The organism is Salinisphaera orenii subsp. halophila YIM 95161 (assembly GCF_003732545.1).
GTDB classification, from domain to species: Bacteria; Pseudomonadota; Gammaproteobacteria; order Nevskiales; family Salinisphaeraceae; genus Salinisphaera; species Salinisphaera orenii_A.
This window is the reverse complement of the sequence record NZ_AYKF01000105.1, coordinates 1-18,437: the sequence shown is the minus strand read 5'-3', so window position 1 is coordinate 18,437 and position 18,437 is coordinate 1. Positions and strand designations below refer to the sequence as shown.

The following is an 18,437-nucleotide window of genomic DNA, read 5'->3' as shown; positions in this document are numbered from 1 at the left end:
CGCATGGCAGCCGAAGACCGAAAATACCCGTTAACCTGTTCTCAACCGTCCGCGGAAACGGGGTAGAACCCCGGTGACAACCGGCTTGTACTAAGGTTGCCATCGCGCACTTGATACAGGGTGACGGTGTAGCCACTGACCCTATAGCCATCGTTGTAGAACCTAAAGTTAGAATCAGCTTTGCTATATCCGGTTGAAGGCCCAAAATAATGCTCGTATCCATACCAGGTTTGGCCTGCCGCATATTTCAAGCGGTATGTTCCGAGAGGCACCTCAATTTCTATGGTTGAACCGCCACGAACAAATACATCCAATATGTTACTCCCGCTCGAAACATCTTCGAGCTTCACCAAATAGTTCGAACCAGCACTTGTTTTTATTTCTAGAGGGGCGACGCCTGCCCGCGATGTATAACGGCGAATCGTACCCGATTGCGGAAGCTGAAGCGCCGGCTCATTAAATGCTGGCGGCTTAGGGGGTGAATAGCTACTGCTGGTCGTGTTGGACGAGCGAGAGCTATCTTCCGAAATCGATATTATCCAGATAACGCCAGCTATCACTCCAAGGACAGCCGCGAGCCGGAAAACGCCTGAAATGAATTCTTTAACTGAATTTACAAATTCATCAACTTTCGATTTTTTGTTGAAGCGCTTAATCTTTTCAACGAGTTCATTATGCAAAGAGAGTCCGTGAGTTGGCTCAACGCTGAAATCATCAGACTCTGGGCTCCTCCAGTTGTTACCGTGACATAATCCGAGATGAGCGCGCAGAACCCCAATATCGCATAGAGTTCTATGAACTCGATCATAGTTCCGGCGCCTCGACTGATTAAGCAAAACCTCGGCACCGTCAGATTTGACGGTTGAGTTTGTGCACCTCGCTATTGCGGTTTCTATTTCCTGCTCCGAGGCCGAAGGTTCAATACCAAGGCGTCTATACAAATTACGCATGTTTCACCAGATATTCATAAGCCTCGTTGATTCTTTGAAAGGTCGTTGTAGCTGCGGCCACCGATTCCTCCCCCAGCGACGAAAATCTGTCTGGGTGGTGAACCTGAGCCAAACGCCTGAACGCTTTTCGTATTTCTTCTTTACTAGCTCCAGGCTCGAGACCTAACACCGCATGCGCTTGGGCAGACTTGCCGGAGTGGGTTCTTGATTTGGCTTTTTCTTCTCGGCCTGATTGTTGGTTTGATTTTGCTCTGGCTTGTTCTCTGCTTTTCCAGTAACGGGATGAGCTTATATCCGAAGGATCTGGTATTCCTCGGCCTGTTACTTCCTCAAATATAGAATTCAATCCAATGCTATCAACTGCTAGCAAATCTGCCAGAAATCTAAGAATGTGATTTTCCGTTGGTAGCAAATAGCCATCTGCGATTGACATTCCAATCGCCATTTCCAGAAACAAACGAGCCTTCTCCCCTCGAAAATGGCTGGCAACTATTTCACATGCGAGTTGAATCGCTTTTATATCGTGGTTTTTAACTAGGCGAAGTAACGGCTCGACTTCGTGGCCGTGCTTTGAGGCAACAGATATTTCGGATAATTGCTTTGCCTCACTTTCATCTATGGAGCCATCGCTGGCAGCAATCCAAGCCAACACGAGTAGAACCGCTGTTCCAAGTTCATTCTGGCTGCGAATTACGATTAGCTCGAACTCGGAGAAGTTTTGGTTTACCACGCGGTGCCTCCTTGAGCCCTAACGCCTAAGCTCAGTTGCCGGCCGAAGCGCGGCAGCGCTTTGGGCGGTCAACTGCAGCGACCTGTTGGGCCTTGGGCCTATTTCTCGTTGGCAATTTCACGTCCCAATTCCTGCGCCCGAATTTTTGACCAGCCCCTCGAAAAGTGGCTCGCCTCGATTACTCGAGCGTCTGTATCTTCGATCTGCAGATGACGGCAGGCATCTTTGCCGTGAGCAAGTATCACCCGAGGCCTTATGGCAGATAATAGGAACTGAAATACATCCGAACATCGTTGCTGGTTAGATAACTCACCAGCGGTTTCAGACGGGGTGGCATAAAGATTGGTTTCAAGGCAGCGAATCGGGGCAGCGGCAACTAAAACCCATTCAATAACTCGGCGCGTTGTACTGACGGTGTTACGACGCTGACGCCCCGAACTTAGAGGCCTTGCGGCGCGTTCAATCTTGTAGCTTTCGAACCAGGCATCTTTATCGAATCCCGAACCCGAGTGCCAAAATTGCCAAAAATCGGTTTCCATTTTCGACGCCGGATTGAAACCGACTATGAATGCTTCGCAGGTCAATGGAGACCCGTCGCAGACAAACGGCCTTTGGCTCGTTGGCTGGCCAATTAGAGACGCAAGCTTATTTTCGAATTCCGAAAGCTTCATATTCCTTTGGCGGCCTAACGCCAAGTATACGACTACTGCTAGGTATAGCACTCAACCCGAAATTCGTATAACGCTGCTTTTGCGCTTTGAATATAGGTATTTGCGTATGGATGGTGTTGTTATAAGGGCACGCTGAATTATCGGGTACGGACGGGTGAGGCAGCATTCGTGGATCGGTCGCGAGGCCATTCGTGCCCGCCTCCTATTTCGTGCGCTTTTTGCAATTTCGCTGAATGAATTAGTCATTTTGGGAAGCGCCCGCCAGCCCGCAAGTCTCGCGCGACGTGCAGAAAAGTCGCGGGTTATTGGCGACGACACCGTTCACCGAAACGTCGGCTGTGCCAACGGATAGGCCCAAGAGCCGGAACAGTGGATCCAATAGGGCCGTTCCCAGTAGGTCCAGCACGGGTCGCAGCAATGTGATGACGGTTCCCACCACGGGCGCGAGCAGGCTGGATGTAACCTGACAAAGGATCGGTATGCACGCACCCAGGACGCGAACTTCGAGCGTGCCAGGCTCGAAGAGTTGTGATGATAGCCGGGTCAGGCCGCAATTCAGTGCATCGGTTAGTGGTACTCCAACGCGGTCGGTCCGCCGTTCGGCGCCGGACTCGGGTGGGAAGGGGCCATCGAAAACGATGTTCTCTGTGCCGTAGTCGACACAACCCGCCGAACCCAGATTGACCGTCAAGCTATCGGTGACGACCTGGGCTACCACCGCATTGACCAGTGTGACCTCGTCAGCGGGCTCGGGGTCGATGCGGTCAATATTCTCGAATTCACCGATACCGATCGTGGCGACTGCGGTATCGGTTTCGAGTTCGACGGTATGTTCGTTCTCCGGGGAGAACGGCTTCGAAGGGCCGGCGCAGATGATGTCTTTCAGGCGCGCTTCAGCGCTCGCCGCTTTGATGAAAACCGGTAGTGTTATCAGAGCACCGCCAAGCTCTTCAGGAAGTGCCCCCAGTACTTCGATATTCAGCTGGATGTTGGCTTGGCCCGTGCTCGCCACGGTCCGAAAGTTGCCATTTTCATCTTGGCCTGCCCGGCCCACGTCGATCTGGCGCGGCTCGATGATGTTGATCTCAGCGGCAACCTTCGCGATGCCGCCGAGATCGATGCGCGATCGTAGGGAGATTGGGCTGCCCGTATTGGCCGCTTGGGCGAGTCCAGTTAGCAGGTCCGCAGCGTTTATGGGCAATGCATCGAGGGTGTTCTCGAGACCCGTTTCGATATTGAGAACGTCACCGAACACTACCTTGCGGTTCGGGTCGGCGACATCTGCGAGTGTGCCTAGCGCCTCTGCGGCCACATCATCGACTCCGCCTGTAGTGGTATTCAGCGCGCCAGCCAGAAGATCCAATGCCGCGGGTAGACTCAATTCAGTTTCGAGCAATTCATCGAGGCTCGCGATGCGCGCGTCGACGTCGATCAGATCAGCAATGGTGATATCGCTCTCCGCCAAGCCCTTGTAAGAAGCGACATCAAGACCGACTGGACCGCCGAGTAGGGCCGAAAGCAGGCCGTCCGTACCGTCAACGCCGCCAATATCCAGAAGCGTGCTGCCCGCGCTGATGCTCGCCGTCGGCTGACTGATGGCGGCTGCCGTTGCGGATAGCTCAACAGGTTCATCTTCAAGTGCGCCGAGCAACCGCTTGGGCGGCGGCCGCGAAAGCGTGACGCGTGCCGAATCGGCCGATAACTGTTCGGTGGATCGAAAACCATAAAGATCGGCCTCGGTGATTCGAACTCCGAGATCCGTCGTAGACGTAACCTTGTCGCTGTCGGTGCCGAAATTGCGACTGAGCGAGCTGTCTACTGCTGCCTCGGCCGCTGCCTGTCGATCGTCAGGTTCGCCGATGCCGCAGGCGCTTATCGCTCGCGCGGCATCCAATGTAGCTAGGTTCGCGGCACTTTGCAGCCTGGCCTGCGCCGCATAAAGCCGGCCGGTATCGATCGCCAGGGCCAGTAACGCCACGGCCGCGACGATGAACGCCGCGGTCATGATCAGGATGGCGCCGCGCTGGCGCCGGGCACCGGCTGGTGGTTGGCGGCGTGTCACCTCGGTCGGTCTCCCCCGTGCTGCGTCGCCCTGGGGCGGCTGGCGTACACTTCGACTCGTATCAGGCTATCGGCCGCTGTGGCTGCGACTGAACACGGTCATGGGCAGCGGCCAATCGAGCGCGTAGACTTGCGCCGCCTTCACGGGGAGCTGGCGAGACAGGCACAGGCATGAGCATGCTGGAGTACACCGTGACGCCGGTCGATGCGCCCGCGCATCGCTATCGCGTCGAGATGCGGGCGCGCGTGCGGCCCGGCCGGCCGCTGCGCCTGAATCTGGCGACCTGGATCCCCGGCAGCTACGTGATCCGTGATTTCGCCCGGCATCTGCTGTCGATCGCCGCGTACTGCGAGGGCGAGGCCGTGCCGGTGACCGCGGTCACGCGCGCGTCCTGGGAATGCCTGCCGACGACGGCCGAGCTGGTTCTCGTCTGCGAGTTTCATGCACTGGATGCCTCCGTGCGCGCGGCCTATCTCGACGACCGCCGCGGTTTCTTCAATTTCACGTCGCTGGCGATCCGGCCGGAGGCGTTGGCCAACGCGCCCTGCCGGGTGACGCTGGCGCCGCCGACGGGCATCGACGGCTGGCAGCTCGCCACCACGCTGGCCGCGGACTCGGTGGATGGGCGCGGCTTCGGCACCTATCACGCGGACAGCTACTGGGATCTCATCGATCAGCCCGTGGCCATGGGGGCGGCGATCGAGCACGTGCCGTTCACGGTGCGCGACGTGCCGCACGCCTTCGTCCTGCTCGGGCGTCACGACGCCGACACGCGGCGTCTGGCCGCCGATCTGGCCGCGGTCTGCGAGGCCCAGGCCGCGGTCTTCGGCGAACTGCCGGCGGCGCAGTATCTGTTCCTCGCCCAGATCGTGGCCCGCGGCTACGGCGGCCTCGAGCATCGCGAATCGAGCGTGCTTCAGGTGGCCCGCGACGCGCTGCCGGCCGCGCTCGGCCCGGCGGACGGCGCGGCCGAACGCAGTGCCGCCTACGAGACCCTGCTGGGTCTGTGCAGCCACGAATACTTCCACCTCTGGAACGTCAAGCGGATCCGGCCGGCCGCGGTGGCGGAGAGCGATCTCTCCGAGGAGGCGCATTTCCGCGATCTGTGGGCCTACGAGGGCGTGACGTCGTATTACGACGACCTGGCCCTGGTGCGCGCCGGGCTGATCGACGAGCAGGCCTATCTCGATCGTCTGGCGCGCCTGGCCACGCGGATCGAGCGCACGCCGGGTCGGCATCGCCAGAGTCTGGCCCAGTCCAGCTTCGACGCCTGGCTGAAGTTCTACCGCCCGGACGAGAACACCCCGAACGCGGTGGTCAGCTATTACGGCAAGGGCGCCCAGTTCGCACTGGCGCTGGATCTGATGCTGCGCCTGGATACCGGCGAGCGGGCGAGCCTCGACGACGTCATGCGCCGCGCCTGGAGCGAATACGGCCGGCATCACACGCCGATGCCGGAGAACGGGCTGGCGGAGATCGCCGGCCGCGTCAGCGGTCTGGAGCTGGCGGCGTTCTTCGATCATCACCTGAACACCACCGCGGATGCGCCCTGGGCCGAACGTCTGGCCGCTTTCGGCGTGCGTGCGACCTGCGCGCCGGCCGGCGACGACGAGGCGGCGCTGCTCGGCCGGCTGGGGCTGCGGCTGGCCGCCGGCGAGCTGCCGCGGGTCCTGCACGTGCTCGACGGCACGCCGGCCCGGGCCGCGGGCCTGGCGGCGGGCGATCGGTTGATCGCCTTCGACGGGCTGGCCGTCGACGACGGTCTCGGCGGGCGGTTGGCACGCCATCCGGCCGGCGCCCGGATCGCCGTCCATCTGCTGCGCGGCGACGAACTGCTCGAGCGCACGGTCACGCTCGCCGCGGCCGCCGCCCCCGAGTGGCATCTGACCATCGACGACAGCGCGGACGCTGCCGCCCACGCCCGGCGCCGCCGCTGGTTGAGCCATGGCCACGACGCGTCCTGAACACTGGATCGCGCCCGAGGCGGCCGACACGCTCTGCGGCCTGTTCGCCGCGCGCGTGGCCCGCAGTCCGGATGCGCTGGCCTATCGGTTCTATTCGCCGCGCCGCCACGCCTGGGTCGAGCTGACCTGGGCCCAGGCCGCGGACCGCGTGGCGGCCTGGCGCGCGGTGCTCGACGCGGCCGGTATCGGCCGCGGCGACCGGGTGGCGATCATGCTGCGCAACAGCCCGGAATGGCTGTGCGTGGACCAGGCGGTGATGTCGCTGGGCGCGATCACCGTGGGGCTGTTCTGCAACGACACGCCGGCCAGCAACGCCCATCTCATCGCCGACAGCGGCGCGCGCCTGCTGGTCGCGGTCAAGGCGCGCTGGGCGGAGCGCATTCTGGCGGCCGACGACTGCCCCGACCTCGAGCGGGCGCTGATCTTCTCGGGGGAGCCGCCCGAGAACACGCGCATCGCCAGTGCGGACGCCGCGCTGGCCGTGCATCGGGACGCGGCGCCGCCGGATCGCGCCGAAGCCGGCGCCCTGGCCAGCCTCATCTACACCTCGGGCTCGGCCGGGCGGGCCCGCGGCGCGATGCTCACCCACGCCAATCTGCTGTCCAACGCCCACGCCACGGCGGATGCTCTGCCGGCGATCGACGACGAGCACGCGCTGTCCTACGTGCCGCTGCCGCACAGCTACGAACGCGTGGTCAACGCCTATCGCGCGATGATCGTGGGCGCGGTGATCACCTTCTGCCGCCATCCGCGGTTTCTCGGGCTGACGCTGGCACGGGCGCCGATCACCACGCTGGTCGGCGTGCCGCGGATCTACGAGCGCTTCTATGTGGAGCTCAACCGCTGGATCGCGCGCCAGCCGCGTTTCATGCAGCGGCTGGTGCGCCTGACGATCGCCACCGGCCAGTCCGTGTTCGAGCGCCAACAGGGGCGCAGCCGCCGGCGCGCGCGGCACCTGCTCTGGCCGCTGCTGCGCTACTTCGTGGCGCGCCCGTGTCTGCGCCGGTTCGGCGGCCAGATGGAGGTCGCGATCTCGGGCGCGGCGGCGCTGCCGTACCCGGTCGCGTGCACGCTGGTCGGCCTCGGCCTGCCGGTGCTGCAGGGCTACGGCCTGACCGAGGCGGGCCCGGTGGTCAGCGTGAACCGCATCGACGACAACCAGCTGGACAGCGTCGGTCGGGTGCTCGACGGCATCGAGACCAAGATCGGGCCCGACAACGAACTGCTCGTGCGCGGCCCCGGGGTGATGCGCGGCTACTGGAACCGGCCGGCGGTCAGCGATACGTCGCTGGCCGCGGGCGGCTGGCTGCACACCGGCGACAAGGTCAGCCGGCTGGACAAGCAGCGGCTCTATCTCACCGGGCGCATGAAGGAGATCGTGGTGATGACCACCGGCGAGAAGGCCTCGCCGGAGCCGATCGAGGAGACGCTGCAGCTGGACGAGCTGGTCGAGCGCGCGGTGGTGGTCGGCGAGGCCCGGCCGGTGCTGGCGGCGGTCGTGAGCTGTTCGGCCGAGACGCTGACACCGGTGATGCAGCGCCTGTCGCTGGACCCGGCGGCGCCGGCGAGTCTGATCAGCGCGCGGCTGGAGAATTTCTTCATCGAGCGCTTCGCCGTGCTGCTCGCCGGCTATCCGACCCATGCGCAGATCCGGCGTGTGGCGATCACCACCGATCGCTGGAGCGAGCACAACGGGCTGGTCACCGCGACCGGCAAGATCCGGCGACGCCGGGTCGCGCGCTGCTATGCTCGCGAGATCACCCGGTTGTACGGGCGTCGCACGCCGGGCGAGAAGATGGACGTATCGCAGAATACCAATCTGGGGTAGGGGATGAACGCGCTCGTGCTGTGTCTGGCCGTGGCGGCCGCCTATCTGCTCGGCTCGCTGTCGGGCAGCCTGTTGCTCGCGCGCTTTTTCGGCGCCGTGGACGTACGTGGCGCGGGCAGCGGCAACGCCGGCGCGACCAACGCCCTGCGCACCGGCGGTCGCGCCTTCGGGGCAGCGGTGCTGGTCTTCGACCTGGTCAAGGGCCTGCTCGCCGCACTCGCGCTGCCCGCGCTGTTCGGGCTCGATCGCAGCGGGGCGCTGGCGTGCGGCGCGGCCGCGGTCATCGGCCACGTCTACCCCGTGTTCTTCGGCTTCCGCGGCGGCAAGGGCGCGGCCACGCTGATCGGCGTGCTGCTGGCGCTGATGCCGATGGCGCTGCTGGTGGGCTTCGCGGTCTGGATCGCGGCGCTGACGACCACCGGCTACGTCGGTTTTTCGACCATGGTCGGCATGGCCGGCATCGCGCTCGCGGTGATCGTCGCGCCCGGCGCGCTGGCCGCCGCCAAGCTTTTCGCGATCGCGATGACGGCGCTCATCATCTGGACCCACCGGGCCAACGTCCAGCGCATGCGCGCCGGCCGGGAGCACCGGTTCACGCGTGTGATGTGGCGCAAACCGTGAGCGAGGCGCCCACGCTCGCGGGCCTGCTGGCCGACGGTGGCTGGCACCGGGGGCCCGCGCTCGCCCAGGCGCTGGGGGTGTCGCGGGCCGCGGTCTCGGCCCGGGTGGCGGATCTGCGTGCGCGCGGACTCGACGTGTTCTCGGTGGCCGGACGCGGCTATCGGCTGGCCGCGCCGCTGGAGCTGCTGGACAGCGCCGCCATTCGCGCCGCGCTGCCGGCCGACGTCGGCCCGCTCGTGGACACGATCGACGTCCGCGAGCGTCTCGATTCCACCAACGCCGAGCTCGCCCGGACGCCGGTGACCGGGACCGCGGCGCTGCTCGCCGAGTCTCAGTCCGCCGGCCGCGGTCGCGGCGCGCGCGGCTGGGTCTCGCCGTTCGGGGCGAATCTGTATCTGTCGGTGTCGGCCGCGCTGGGCGCGCCACGGGCGCCGATCGGCGCGCTCAGTCTGGCGGTGGGGGTGGCGCTCGCCGATGCGCTCACCGCGTTCGGTGCGCGCGATATCGGGCTGAAGTGGCCGAACGATCTCTGGGCGGGCGGGCGCAAGCTCGGCGGCATTCTCATCGAGCATCGCGGCGAGATCGGCGGCGGCGCCCGCGTGATCGTCGGCATCGGCCTGAATCTGACCATGCAGGCGGTCGACATCGACCAGCCCTGGACCCGTCTGGCCGATCACATGGACCGCCTCGGCCCCCGCAACGCGGTGGCCGGGGTGGTGCTGGGCGGCGTGCTGCGGGCGCTGGACGGCTTTCAGTCGAAGGGTTTCGAGCCGTTCCAGGCCCGCTGGCCGGTCTTCGATGTCGCTCGCGATGCGCCGGTGCGCGTGATCGAGGGCGACGGCGAGCAGGTGGGCATCGCCCGCGGCATCGGCCCGGACGGCGCGCTGCAGGTCGAGATCGGCGGGCGGACGCGGCCCGTCTATTCGGGCGATGTCAGCCTGCGGCTCGGCGCATGAACCTGCTGGTCGACATCGGCAACACCCGCGTGAAGTGGGGGCTGGCGCGCGAGGGCGTGCTCGCCGATACCGGCGCGGTCTGGCGCGGCGAGCTCGCGGACTGGACCGGCCAGCTGCCGCGCGCCGGGGTCGAGGCGATCTACGCCGCCAGCGTCGCGCACGACAGCGCGGCGGACGTGCTGGCCGCGCACGCGGCGCACTGCGGGATCGCGCTGCACCGGGTCGTCAGTGCCGCGCGCTCGGGAGCGCTGGTCAACGGCTATGCCGATCCGCAGCAGCTGGGCGTGGACCGCTGGATGGCCTGCATCGCCGCCCAGGCCCGGGGCGAGGGCGCGGTGCTGGTCGCCGACGTCGGCACCGCGCTCACGCTCGACTGGATCGGCGCGGACGGCCGGCACGGCGGCGGGCTGATCACGCCCGGCGTGTCCAGCATGCGCTCCGCCCTGCGCGCGGCGACCCAGCTGCGCCCGACGCACATGCCCGACGAACACGCCTGGCTGGCGCGGGACACCGACAGCGCGATCGCCGCGGGCACGCTGCGCAGCGCGCTGGCGCTGCTGGATGCCGCGGCCGTCGATCTCGCCCCGGACCGTCTGCTGCTGACCGGCGGCGAGGCGCCGCTGGTGGCCGCGCGGCTCAGCCACGTCTGGCAGATCGCGCCGCACCTCGTGCTCGAGGGGCTGGCCGTGCACGCCGAGCGCGTGGGCCGGGGTGGTCACGGCCTCGTCCAGGCGTCAGAATGACGGCCGCCGGGGGCGTGCCCCGGCCCCGCCCATGCCGGCGTAGCTCAGTTGGTAGAGCAGCTGTCTTGTAAACAGCAGGTCATCGGTTCGATTCCGGTCGCCGGCTCCATCGGTTTCAATCTCCCGCCGCCGGGCCGGCGCCGCAGCGGCGCGCCCGATGCGTCCGGCTCGCATCCGCGAAGCCTGCGGTGACGGGCCCGGCCGGCGCAGACTGGCGCTCGCCACCGGGCCGGCGCGTTTGGCAGCACAAGGGCCGCTGCGCTGCACCATAGAGCGCGCCGATGGCGTCATCGGCGGCGGCAATTTGACAGCTTCTGGAACAGGTGTATTTCTGTGGTATGGCGTGTTACCGCCTCGTACCCGAGTGGAACACGGAAATAACGACAGTCCAGAAGGTCGAGAACATGGCGAGGAGTAATGGCGAAGCGGATTCGGCGGTAGCCGAGATCTGCGCGCGTCACGCAGCGGAGGAAGGGCCGGTGCTGCCGATTCTGCACGACGTGCAGGCCCATTTCGGCTACGTGCCCGATGCCGCGATCGGCGAGATCGCGCAGGCCCTGAATCTGTCCCGCGCCGAGGTCTACGGCGTGGTCACCTTCTATCACGATTTTCACCGCGAGCCGCCGCGTTCGCACAGTCTGAAGGTCTGTCGCGCCGAGGCGTGCCAGGCCGTGGGCGGCCGCGACGTCTGGGCGGCCGCCCGGACCGCGGCCGACAGCGGTGACGCCGACATCGATCTCGAGGCGGTCTACTGTCTGGGCAACTGCGCCTGTGCGCCGTCGGTCCAGCTCGACGGCCGCACCATCGGCCGGATGAACGTGGAGCGGGTCAGTGCGCTGTTCGCGGCCGGCGGCCGCGCGGGGGCGCCGTCATGACGTACTACATCTCCTGCGACAGCGCCGCGGTCTCCATCGGTGCGAACGAGACCGCGGATGCGCTCGCCCGGCACACCGGCGCCGACGCCGTGGTGCGCACCGGCTCGCGCGGTTTCTACTGGCTCGAACCCCTGATCGAGATCGAGCACGACGGCGCACGCATCGGCTTCGGGCCGGTCGAGGCCGCCGAGGTGCCGGATCTGCTGGCGGCCGTCGAGTCCGGCGACTTCGAAAGCCACCCGCGCTACGTGGGCGACATCGACACGCTGCTGCGCGACCAGGGCCAGTGCCGGCTGACCTTCGCCCGCTGCGGCGTGATCGCGCCCACGGACTGGGAGGCGTATGTCGCCCACGGCGGTTCCGCCGGCCTGCGGTCCGCGCTGGAGAACAGCGGCCAGGCGATCGTCGACGCGGTCAAGGAATCCGGGCTGCGCGGCCGCGGCGGCGCGGGCTTTCCCACCGGCATCAAGTGGCAGACGGTGCACGACCAGCCCGCGACGCCCAAATACATCGTCTGCAACGCGGACGAGGGCGATTCGGGCACCTTCGCCGATCGCATGATCATGGAGGGCGATCCGTTCACGCTGCTCGAGGGCATGGCCATCGCCGGCGTCGCGGTCGGCGCCGAACACGGCTACATCTATCTGCGTTCGGAGTATCCGGACGCCGAGCGGGCGCTCGAGCGCGCGATCGAGGTCGCCCGCGAGCAGGGCATGCTCGGCGCCGACGTGCTCGGTTCCGGCAAGGCCTTCGACATCGAGGTCCGCGTGGGCGCCGGCGCCTACATCTGCGGCGAGGAGACCTCGTTGCTGGAATCCCTCGAAGGCAAGCGCGGGCTGGTGCGGTTCAAGCCGCCACTGCCGGCGATCCAGGGCTTCATGGGCCGGCCCACGGTCATCAACAACGTGATCTCGCTGTCCACGGTGCCCGCCATCATGGCCCAGGGCGCGGCCAGCTATCATGATTTCGGCATCAACAAGTCGCGCGGCACGCTCACGATCCAGCTGTGCGGCAATGTCGCCCGGCCCGGGCTCTACGAGATGCCCTTCGGCGTCACGCTCGATCACCTGATCAACGACATCGGCGGCGGCTCGGTGTCGGGCCGGCCGGTGCGCACCGCCCAGATCGGCGGGCCGCTGGGCGCCTATGTGCCGGCATCGCATTTCGATACGCCGCTGGGCTACGAGGAGCTGGCCGAAAAGAACGCGATGATCGGCCACGGCGGCGTGGTGGTCTTCGACGACACGGTGGACATGGCGCAGCAGGCGCGCTTCGCCATGGAGTTCTGCGACATCGAGTCCTGCGGCAAGTGCACGCCCTGTCGCGTGGGATCGGTGCGGGCGCAGGAGGTCATCGACCGCATCATCGAGGCGCGCGACACCGACGCCGACATCACGCTGCTGCGCGAGCTCTGCGACACCATGATCAACGGGTCGCTGTGCGCCCACGGCGGCATGGCGCCCTATCCCGTGCTGTCCGCGCTCAACCACTTTCCCCAGGATTTCGGCGTGGCCGAGCCCGCCGAGACCGCCTAGCGCCGCTCGCTGGGTCACATAACAAAAGAGGAGGTCGTCATGGCATCCGTCAACCCCATCAACTACGGCACGCCCCGGCGCGAGTCGGACACCCAGGTCACGCTGGAGATCGACGGCCGGTCGGTGACGGTGCCCGCGGGCACGTCCGTCATGCGCGCGGCGATCGAATCCGGTATCGACGTGCCCAAGCTCTGTGCGTCCGACAACGTCGAGCCCTTCGGCTCCTGCCGTCTGTGCCTGGTCGAGATCGAGGGCAAGCGCGGCTATCCGGCCTCCTGCACCACCGAGGTCGCCGAGGGCATGGAAGTCCGCACGGTCAGCGACAAGCTCAACCAGCTGCGACGCGGCGTGATCGAGCTCTATCTGTCCGATCACCCGGGCGCGAGCAAGGTCGAGACCGGTGATGTCGGCGACGACGAGCTGCTGCGTCTGGCGCGGGATCTGGACGTGCGCGAGGTGCGCTACGACAAGGAGGGCCGCAATCACCAGGATGCGGTGATCGACGACTCCAATCCGTACTTCGATTTCGATTCGTCGCGCTGCATCGTGTGTTCGCGCTGCGTGCGTGCCTGTGACGAAGTCCAGGGCACGTTCGCGCTGACGGTCGATGGCCGCGGTTTCGCGTCGATGATCAGCGCCGGCACCGACAGCGACGATTTCCTCAATTCCGAGTGCGTGTCCTGCGGCGCCTGCGTGCAGGCCTGTCCGACGGAAGCGCTGGTGGAGAAGAACGTCGTCGAACAGGGCATGCCCGAACGTTCGGTCACCACCACCTGCGCGTACTGCGGCGTGGGCTGTTCGTTCAATGCCGAGCTCAAGGGCGACGAGGTCGTGCGCATGGTCCCGGCCAAGGAGGGCAAGGCCAACCACGGCCACTCCTGCGTCAAGGGGCGCTTCGCCTGGGGTTACACCAACCATCCGGATCGGATCACCAAGCCGATGGTGCGCGACAAGATCACCGACCCCTGGCGCGAGGTGAGCTGGGACGAGGCGATGAGCTTCGCGGTCGAGCGCATCAACGGTATCCGCGACAAGCACGGGAGCACCGCGCTGGGTGCGATCACGTCGTCGCGCTGCACCAACGAAGAGACCTATCTGGTCCAGAAGATGGCGCGGGCGGTGTTCGGCACCAACAACGTCGATACCTGTGCCCGCGTGTGCCACTCGCCGACCGGCTACGGGCTGAACTCGACGTTCGGCACCTCGGCCGGCACCCAGGATTTCGATTCGGTCGAGAAATCCGACGTCATGCTGGTCATCGGCGCGAATCCGACCGACGCCCATCCGGTGTTCGCCTCGCAGATGAAGAAACGGCTGCGCGAGGGCGCGCGCCTGATCGTGGTCGACCCGCGGGCGATCGACCTGGTGCGCTCGCCGCACGTCGCGGCCGAGCATCACCTGCAGCTGCAGCCGGGCACGAACGTGGCCCTGGTCAATGCGCTGGCGCACACCGTGCTCGCCGAAGGGCTGGAGAACCGCGCCTTCGTCGAGCAGCGCTGCGACGTCGAGGAATACGACGCCTGGCGCGAGTTCATCCTGCGCGAGGAGAACAGCCCCGAGCACACGGCGCAGTACACCGGCGTGCCCGCCGACGCGCTGCGCGAGGCCGCGCGGCTGTACGCGACCGGCGGCAATGCGGCCATCTACTACGGCCTGGGTGTGACCGAGCACAGCCAGGGCTCGACCATGGTCATGGGCATGGCCAACATCGCCATGGCGACCGGCAACATCGGCCGGCCGGGCGTGGGCGTGAATCCGCTGCGCGGCCAGAACAACGTCCAGGGCTCCTGCGACATGGGCTCGTTCCCGCACGAGCTGCCCGGCTATCGCCATATCTCGGACCAGGGCGTGCGCGACATCTACGAGGCCGAATGGGGCGTCAAGCTCGACGACGAGCCGGGCCTGCGCATTCCCAACATGATCGACGCGGCCACCGGCGGCACCTTCAAGGCGCTGTACGTCCAGGGCGAGGACATTCTCCAGTCCGATCCCAACATCAAGCACATCGCCGCCGGGCTGGCGGCCATGGAGTGCGTGATCATTCAGGACATCTTCCTGAACGAGACGGCCAGCTACGCCCATGTGTTTCTGCCGGGCTCGACCTTCCTGGAGAAGGACGGCACCTTCACCAACGCCGAGCGCCGCATCAATCGGGTGCGCAAGATCCGCACGGCGCCCGGCGGCTACGCCGACTGGGAGGTCACCCAGATGCTGGCGCAGGCGCTCGGTTATCCGATGAACTACGGCCATCCGTCGGAGATCATGGACGAGATCGCGCGCACCACGCCGACGTTCCGCGGCGTGAGCTTCGACAAGATCGACGCGCTCGGCAGCGTGCAGTGGCCCTGCAACGACGAGCATCCGGAAGGCACGCCCGTCATGCACGTCGACAACTTCGTGCGCGGCAAGGGCAAGTTCATGCTCACCCCGTTCGTGCCCACGGACGAGCGGGCCAATCGCCGGTTCCCGCTGCTGCTCACGACCGGGCGGATCCTGTCGCAGTACAACGTCGGCGCCCAGACCCGGCGCACGGCCAATCGCCTGTGGCACGCCGAGGACTGGCTGGAGCTGCATCCCTCGGACGCCGAGGTGCGCGGCATCAAGGACGGCACGCTCGTGGCCGTGGCCTCGCGCATGGGGGAGACGACCCTGCGGGCGAAGGTCAGCGAGCGCATGACGCCGGGCGTGGTCTACACCACCTTCCATTTCCCGGAGACGGCCGCGAACGTGATCACCACCGAATACTCCGACTGGGCCACGGAATGCCCCGAGTACAAGGTCACCGCCGTCGAGGTGCGGCCGTGCAACACGCTGTCCGAGTGGCAGCGCCGTTACATGGACACGCGCGATCAGATGCAGCGCATCGAGGGCAACCAGTCGGTGCGTGCGCCGGATACGGTCGCCGCCAGCGTCGAGGAGGCCAGCGACGACGACTGGGAACCGGCGGAATGACGCAGGAATGCCACGCAGGGCCGGCCGGCATGTCGCGGGCCGGCCGGTCCGCGACGCGGGAGTAGGTCATGGACGACGAGAAAATGGTGCGACAGGCGAATCAGATCGCCCAGTATTTCAGCGCCTATCCCGAGGATCGGGCCAAGGAGGGCGTGCGCGGGCACATCCGCAAGTTCTGGGAACCCCGCATGCGGACCCAGCTGATCAACTACGCCGGTGCCGGCGGCGAAGGGCTGCACCCGCTCGTGCTGTGGGCCGCGACCCAGCTGCAGGACGAGGCCGGTCAGCCGGTATAGACGGCGCGGCGACCTCGCCCTTGGCCGGCACACCGGCTTCGTTGGCGAGCGATGGCTGCCGCCCGCGCGACAGGCCTCGGCACAGCCCGCTTCCGCGCAGTCGCAGGGCTATCCGGTAGGGTCGTCCCGGCGTCGAACCCGGCGGCGGTATCCGCCTCGTGTCGGCGCGACCGGTCGCGTCCCGAGCGCGGGCACGGGTCGATGGCCGCTCGTCGCTGCCGTCGCGGACCCGCGTGCCTGTCGGCCGCTCACCGGTTGGTGGCCTCGATATCGAGCGGAAAGAAGCGCCGGTCGCGGCAGGTGTCGAACAGCGCCGAGACCAGCGGCGACAGCGGATCGCGTTCGAGCGTGATCAGGCCGACCCGGTGCGCGGGGCCCGAGTGTTCCAGCGGTATGCTGCGTATCGCCGTGTCCGGGGCGAGCAGTTCGTTGAAGTACTCGGGCAGGATGCTCGACAGACCGGCGAACTTGATGTGGGCCCAGACGTTGATGATCGAGTCGGTCTCGATCGGCGGCTCGGGCTGGACGCCGGCGGCCTCGAAGGCCTGATTGATGATCCGGCGGTTCTGCATGTTCGGGGTCAGCAGGCAGAACGTCTCGGTCGCGGCCTCCGCCCAGCCGATGCTCGTGCGCGCCGCCAGCGCGTGGTCGTGCGGCACGAACAGGCGATACCGCTCTGCGTAGAGATCGAGCGTGGTCATGTGCCGCACGGGTTCGTTGTCGAGATAGGTGATGCCGGCGTCGAGCTGGAATTCCTGGACCTCGCGCAGGATCTCGTCGGAGGTGCGTGAGTACACGGCGAAACGCGCGTCCGCGTGTCGCCGGCGCATGGCCTGGGTGAGCGCCACGACCATCGGCAGCGCGGACGGCACGACGCCCAGCGCCAGCCGGCCGGCCAGGCCGCCCTTGAGCGCGGTCAGCTCCTCGGTCATGGCGTTGCAGTCGCGCAGGATGGCCTGGGCCCACTGCAGCACGCGCTGCCCCTCGGCGGTCAGGTCGTGATAGCGCTGGCCGCGTTCGACGATGGGCACGCCGAGTTCCTGCTCGAGCTGGCGGATCCGGCCCGACAGCGTCGGCTGGGTGACGTGGCAGCGTTCGGCCGCACGCGTGAAGTGGCGCTCTTCGGCGAGCGCGACGAGATACTGCAGTTGCCGGATGTCCATGGCGTTCGCTCCCCGGTCTGGCCGCAAGACCCGGCCAGCATACCGTGCGAGAACGGTTGACATCGGGCGCGCGATTGCCAACAATGCGCGGCTCGATTGTGGAGGGATACCCAAGCGGTCAAAGGGAACAGACTGTAAATCTGTCGGCTCAGCCTTCGGAGGTTCGAATCCTCCTCCCTCCACCACTTGAACAATAGAGGTAATTAGCAACAACTGGTGGTCGCGGCAAGCGCAAGGCCGGACTGAGGAGGGTTCGAACCGAGAGGTTCGACGAGCGCGCAGCGCGAGAACGGTGGAGCGAAGCGACACCGGCCCGAAGGGCGAGACGCGAAGCGTCGAGTAATCCTCCTCCCTCCACCACTTGAACAATAGAGGTAATTAGCAACAACTGGTGGTCGCGGCAAGCGCAAAGCCGGACCGAGGAGGGTTCGAACCGAGAGGTTCGACGAGGGCGCGAAGCGACCGAGAACGGTCGCGGAACGCGACCGGCCCGAGAGGTGAGCGGCGAAGCCGCGACTAATCCTCTGTTTCCGCCAGTCAGGTTCACAGCGTTGCAGGCGACGGACGCAAGTCGGCAACGGCGGTTGATCCGGGATCGTGTCGAGCCGAATCGGCTTGACGAGCGCGCGAGGCAGTCGGAAGCCGGCTGCGCTACGCGACCGATCACGGGAGTAGGCGTCGCTGTATCGGCGCAGGCGGTCGACGCGCCGTAGATCGTGGCAAGACAGGGTCGCGTGGACGGCTCGACGAAAAGTCGGTCGGCCCCGGCGGCTCGAAGCAGTTGGAAGGTGGCAAGCGCGGGCGTAGTTCAACGGTAGAACCTCAGCCTTCCAAGCTGATGATGCCGGTTCGATTCCGGTCGCCCGCTCCAGCGACGCCCGTCGTTGCTGGGATGAACAATCAGCGGCCCATGTAGCTCAGCGGTAGAGCACTTCCTTGGTAAGGAAGAGGTCACCGGTTCAAGTCCGGTCATGGGCTCCATATTCGGCGGGTGTGTCATCGCCCGCGTTCGGTAGCCGGGACGGCGAGCGACTGCGCTGCGTTTCGTTTCGGTTGGTATACGCAGGCCCAACGGCGGAAAGGCGAGGCAA

General features: G+C 66.0%; 14 protein-coding genes, 4 tRNA genes and 1 other RNA gene. 14 read left to right on the top strand and 5 right to left on the bottom strand.

Annotation, left to right across the window (positions count from 1 at the left end):
- Positions 1–41: 41 nt before the first annotated feature.
- The 4 genes from SAHL_RS13325 to SAHL_RS13310 form a co-directional block, all read right to left on the bottom strand.
- Positions 42–680 (bottom strand): hypothetical protein, encoded by a 639-nt coding sequence (locus SAHL_RS13325; protein ID WP_221177961.1) that lies wholly within the window; start codon positions 678–680, stop codon positions 42–44.
- 262 nt (positions 681–942) lie between these two features.
- The gene (locus tag SAHL_RS13320) at positions 943–1,680 is read right to left on the bottom strand and encodes a DnaJ domain-containing protein (protein ID WP_123591905.1); all 738 of its coding nucleotides are present in this window, start codon (positions 1,678–1,680) and stop codon (positions 943–945) included.
- Between the two features lie 98 nt (positions 1,681–1,778).
- Positions 1,779–2,219, bottom strand: a complete 441-nt coding sequence (locus SAHL_RS13315; RefSeq protein ID WP_184947684.1) for a hypothetical protein — start codon at positions 2,217–2,219, stop codon at positions 1,779–1,781.
- Between the two features lie 370 nt (positions 2,220–2,589).
- Positions 2,590–4,413 carry a pilus assembly protein TadG-related protein gene (locus SAHL_RS13310; protein ID WP_281273023.1) on the bottom strand — a complete coding sequence of 608 codons (1,824 nt, stop codon included), beginning with the start codon at positions 4,411–4,413 and terminating at the stop codon, positions 2,590–2,592.
- Between the two features lie 170 nt (positions 4,414–4,583).
- On the opposite strand from SAHL_RS13310, the gene SAHL_RS13305 reads away from it, so the two are divergent.
- The 10 genes from SAHL_RS13305 (at position 4,584) to SAHL_RS13260 (ending at position 16,183) form a co-directional block, all read left to right on the top strand.
- Positions 4,584–6,377 (top strand): M61 family metallopeptidase, encoded by a 1,794-nt coding sequence (locus SAHL_RS13305; RefSeq protein WP_123591902.1) that lies wholly within the window; start codon positions 4,584–4,586, stop codon positions 6,375–6,377.
- Positions 6,358–8,205 carry an AMP-dependent synthetase/ligase gene (locus SAHL_RS13300; RefSeq protein ID WP_123591901.1) on the top strand — a complete coding sequence of 616 codons (1,848 nt, stop codon included), beginning with the start codon at positions 6,358–6,360 and terminating at the stop codon, positions 8,203–8,205. The genes SAHL_RS13305 and SAHL_RS13300 overlap by 20 nt, the downstream gene beginning before the upstream one ends.
- Before the next feature lie 3 nt (positions 8,206–8,208).
- Positions 8,209–8,826 (top strand): glycerol-3-phosphate 1-O-acyltransferase PlsY, encoded by a 618-nt coding sequence (gene plsY / locus SAHL_RS13295; protein WP_123591900.1) that lies wholly within the window; start codon positions 8,209–8,211, stop codon positions 8,824–8,826.
- A complete protein-coding gene (locus tag SAHL_RS13290; protein WP_123591899.1) occupies positions 8,823–9,782 on the top strand; it encodes a biotin--[acetyl-CoA-carboxylase] ligase in 960 nt (319 codons plus the stop codon). The genes plsY and SAHL_RS13290 overlap by 4 nt, the downstream gene beginning before the upstream one ends.
- Positions 9,779–10,525 carry a type III pantothenate kinase gene (locus SAHL_RS13285; RefSeq protein ID WP_123591898.1) on the top strand — a complete coding sequence of 249 codons (747 nt, stop codon included), beginning with the start codon at positions 9,779–9,781 and terminating at the stop codon, positions 10,523–10,525. The genes SAHL_RS13290 and SAHL_RS13285 overlap by 4 nt, the downstream gene beginning before the upstream one ends.
- Positions 10,526–10,558: 33 nt before the next feature.
- Positions 10,559–10,634: transfer RNA gene (locus tag SAHL_RS13280), tRNA-Thr, on the top strand.
- Positions 10,635–10,929: 295 nt separating this feature from the next.
- The gene (locus SAHL_RS13275) at positions 10,930–11,400 is read left to right on the top strand and encodes an NAD(P)H-dependent oxidoreductase subunit E (RefSeq protein WP_123591897.1); all 471 of its coding nucleotides are present in this window, start codon (positions 10,930–10,932) and stop codon (positions 11,398–11,400) included.
- On the top strand, positions 11,397–12,935 hold the full coding sequence (locus SAHL_RS13270) for an NADH-ubiquinone oxidoreductase-F iron-sulfur binding region domain-containing protein (RefSeq protein ID WP_123591896.1): 1,539 nt from the start codon (positions 11,397–11,399) through the stop codon (positions 12,933–12,935). The genes SAHL_RS13275 and SAHL_RS13270 overlap by 4 nt, the downstream gene beginning before the upstream one ends.
- A 39-nt stretch (positions 12,936–12,974) precedes the next feature.
- Positions 12,975–15,887 carry a formate dehydrogenase subunit alpha gene (fdhF, locus tag SAHL_RS13265; protein WP_123591895.1) on the top strand — a complete coding sequence of 971 codons (2,913 nt, stop codon included), beginning with the start codon at positions 12,975–12,977 and terminating at the stop codon, positions 15,885–15,887.
- A 68-nt stretch (positions 15,888–15,955) separates the two neighbouring features.
- On the top strand, positions 15,956–16,183 hold the full coding sequence (locus SAHL_RS13260) for a formate dehydrogenase subunit delta (RefSeq protein WP_123591894.1): 228 nt from the start codon (positions 15,956–15,958) through the stop codon (positions 16,181–16,183).
- A 248-nt stretch (positions 16,184–16,431) separates the two neighbouring features.
- Here the strand turns inward: SAHL_RS13260 and SAHL_RS13255 are convergent, their stop codons facing one another.
- A complete protein-coding gene (locus SAHL_RS13255) occupies positions 16,432–17,346 on the bottom strand; it encodes a LysR family transcriptional regulator (protein ID WP_123591893.1) in 915 nt (304 codons plus the stop codon).
- 100 nt (positions 17,347–17,446) lie between these two features.
- Between SAHL_RS13255 and SAHL_RS13250 the strand changes: the two genes are divergently transcribed.
- The 4 genes from SAHL_RS13250 (at position 17,447) to SAHL_RS13235 (ending at position 18,327) form a co-directional block, all read left to right on the top strand.
- Positions 17,447–17,531: transfer RNA gene (locus tag SAHL_RS13250), tRNA-Tyr, on the top strand.
- Between the two features lie 45 nt (positions 17,532–17,576).
- A non-coding RNA gene (locus SAHL_RS13245) (RtT sRNA) lies at positions 17,577–17,706 on the top strand.
- 437 nt (positions 17,707–18,143) lie between these two features.
- Positions 18,144–18,217, top strand: a tRNA-Gly gene (locus SAHL_RS13240).
- Between the two features lie 35 nt (positions 18,218–18,252).
- Positions 18,253–18,327: transfer RNA gene (locus SAHL_RS13235), tRNA-Thr, on the top strand.
- The last annotated feature ends 110 nt before the right edge of the window (positions 18,328–18,437 follow it).

Excerpts from the sequence above, each read along its gene's own strand:
- SAHL_RS13305 (WP_123591902.1), top strand. The coding sequence starts at position 4,584 with ATGAGCATGCTGGAGTACACCGTGACGCCGGTCGATGCGCCCGCGCAT.
- SAHL_RS13270 (WP_123591896.1), top strand. The coding sequence starts at position 11,397 with ATGACGTACTACATCTCCTGCGACAGCGCCGCGGTCTCCATCGGTGCG.
- SAHL_RS13260 (WP_123591894.1), top strand. The coding sequence starts at position 15,956 with ATGGACGACGAGAAAATGGTGCGACAGGCGAATCAGATCGCCCAGTAT.
- SAHL_RS13315 (WP_184947684.1), bottom strand. The coding sequence starts at position 2,219 with ATGGAAACCGATTTTTGGCAATTTTGGCACTCGGGTTCGGGATTCGAT.
- SAHL_RS13300 (WP_123591901.1), top strand. The coding sequence starts at position 6,358 with ATGGCCACGACGCGTCCTGAACACTGGATCGCGCCCGAGGCGGCCGAC.
- fdhF (WP_123591895.1), top strand. The coding sequence starts at position 12,975 with ATGGCATCCGTCAACCCCATCAACTACGGCACGCCCCGGCGCGAGTCG.
- SAHL_RS13255 (WP_123591893.1), bottom strand. The coding sequence starts at position 17,346 with ATGGACATCCGGCAACTGCAGTATCTCGTCGCGCTCGCCGAAGAGCGC.
- plsY (WP_123591900.1), top strand. The coding sequence starts at position 8,209 with ATGAACGCGCTCGTGCTGTGTCTGGCCGTGGCGGCCGCCTATCTGCTC.
- SAHL_RS13285 (WP_123591898.1), top strand. The coding sequence starts at position 9,779 with ATGAACCTGCTGGTCGACATCGGCAACACCCGCGTGAAGTGGGGGCTG.
- SAHL_RS13275 (WP_123591897.1), top strand. The coding sequence starts at position 10,930 with ATGGCGAGGAGTAATGGCGAAGCGGATTCGGCGGTAGCCGAGATCTGC.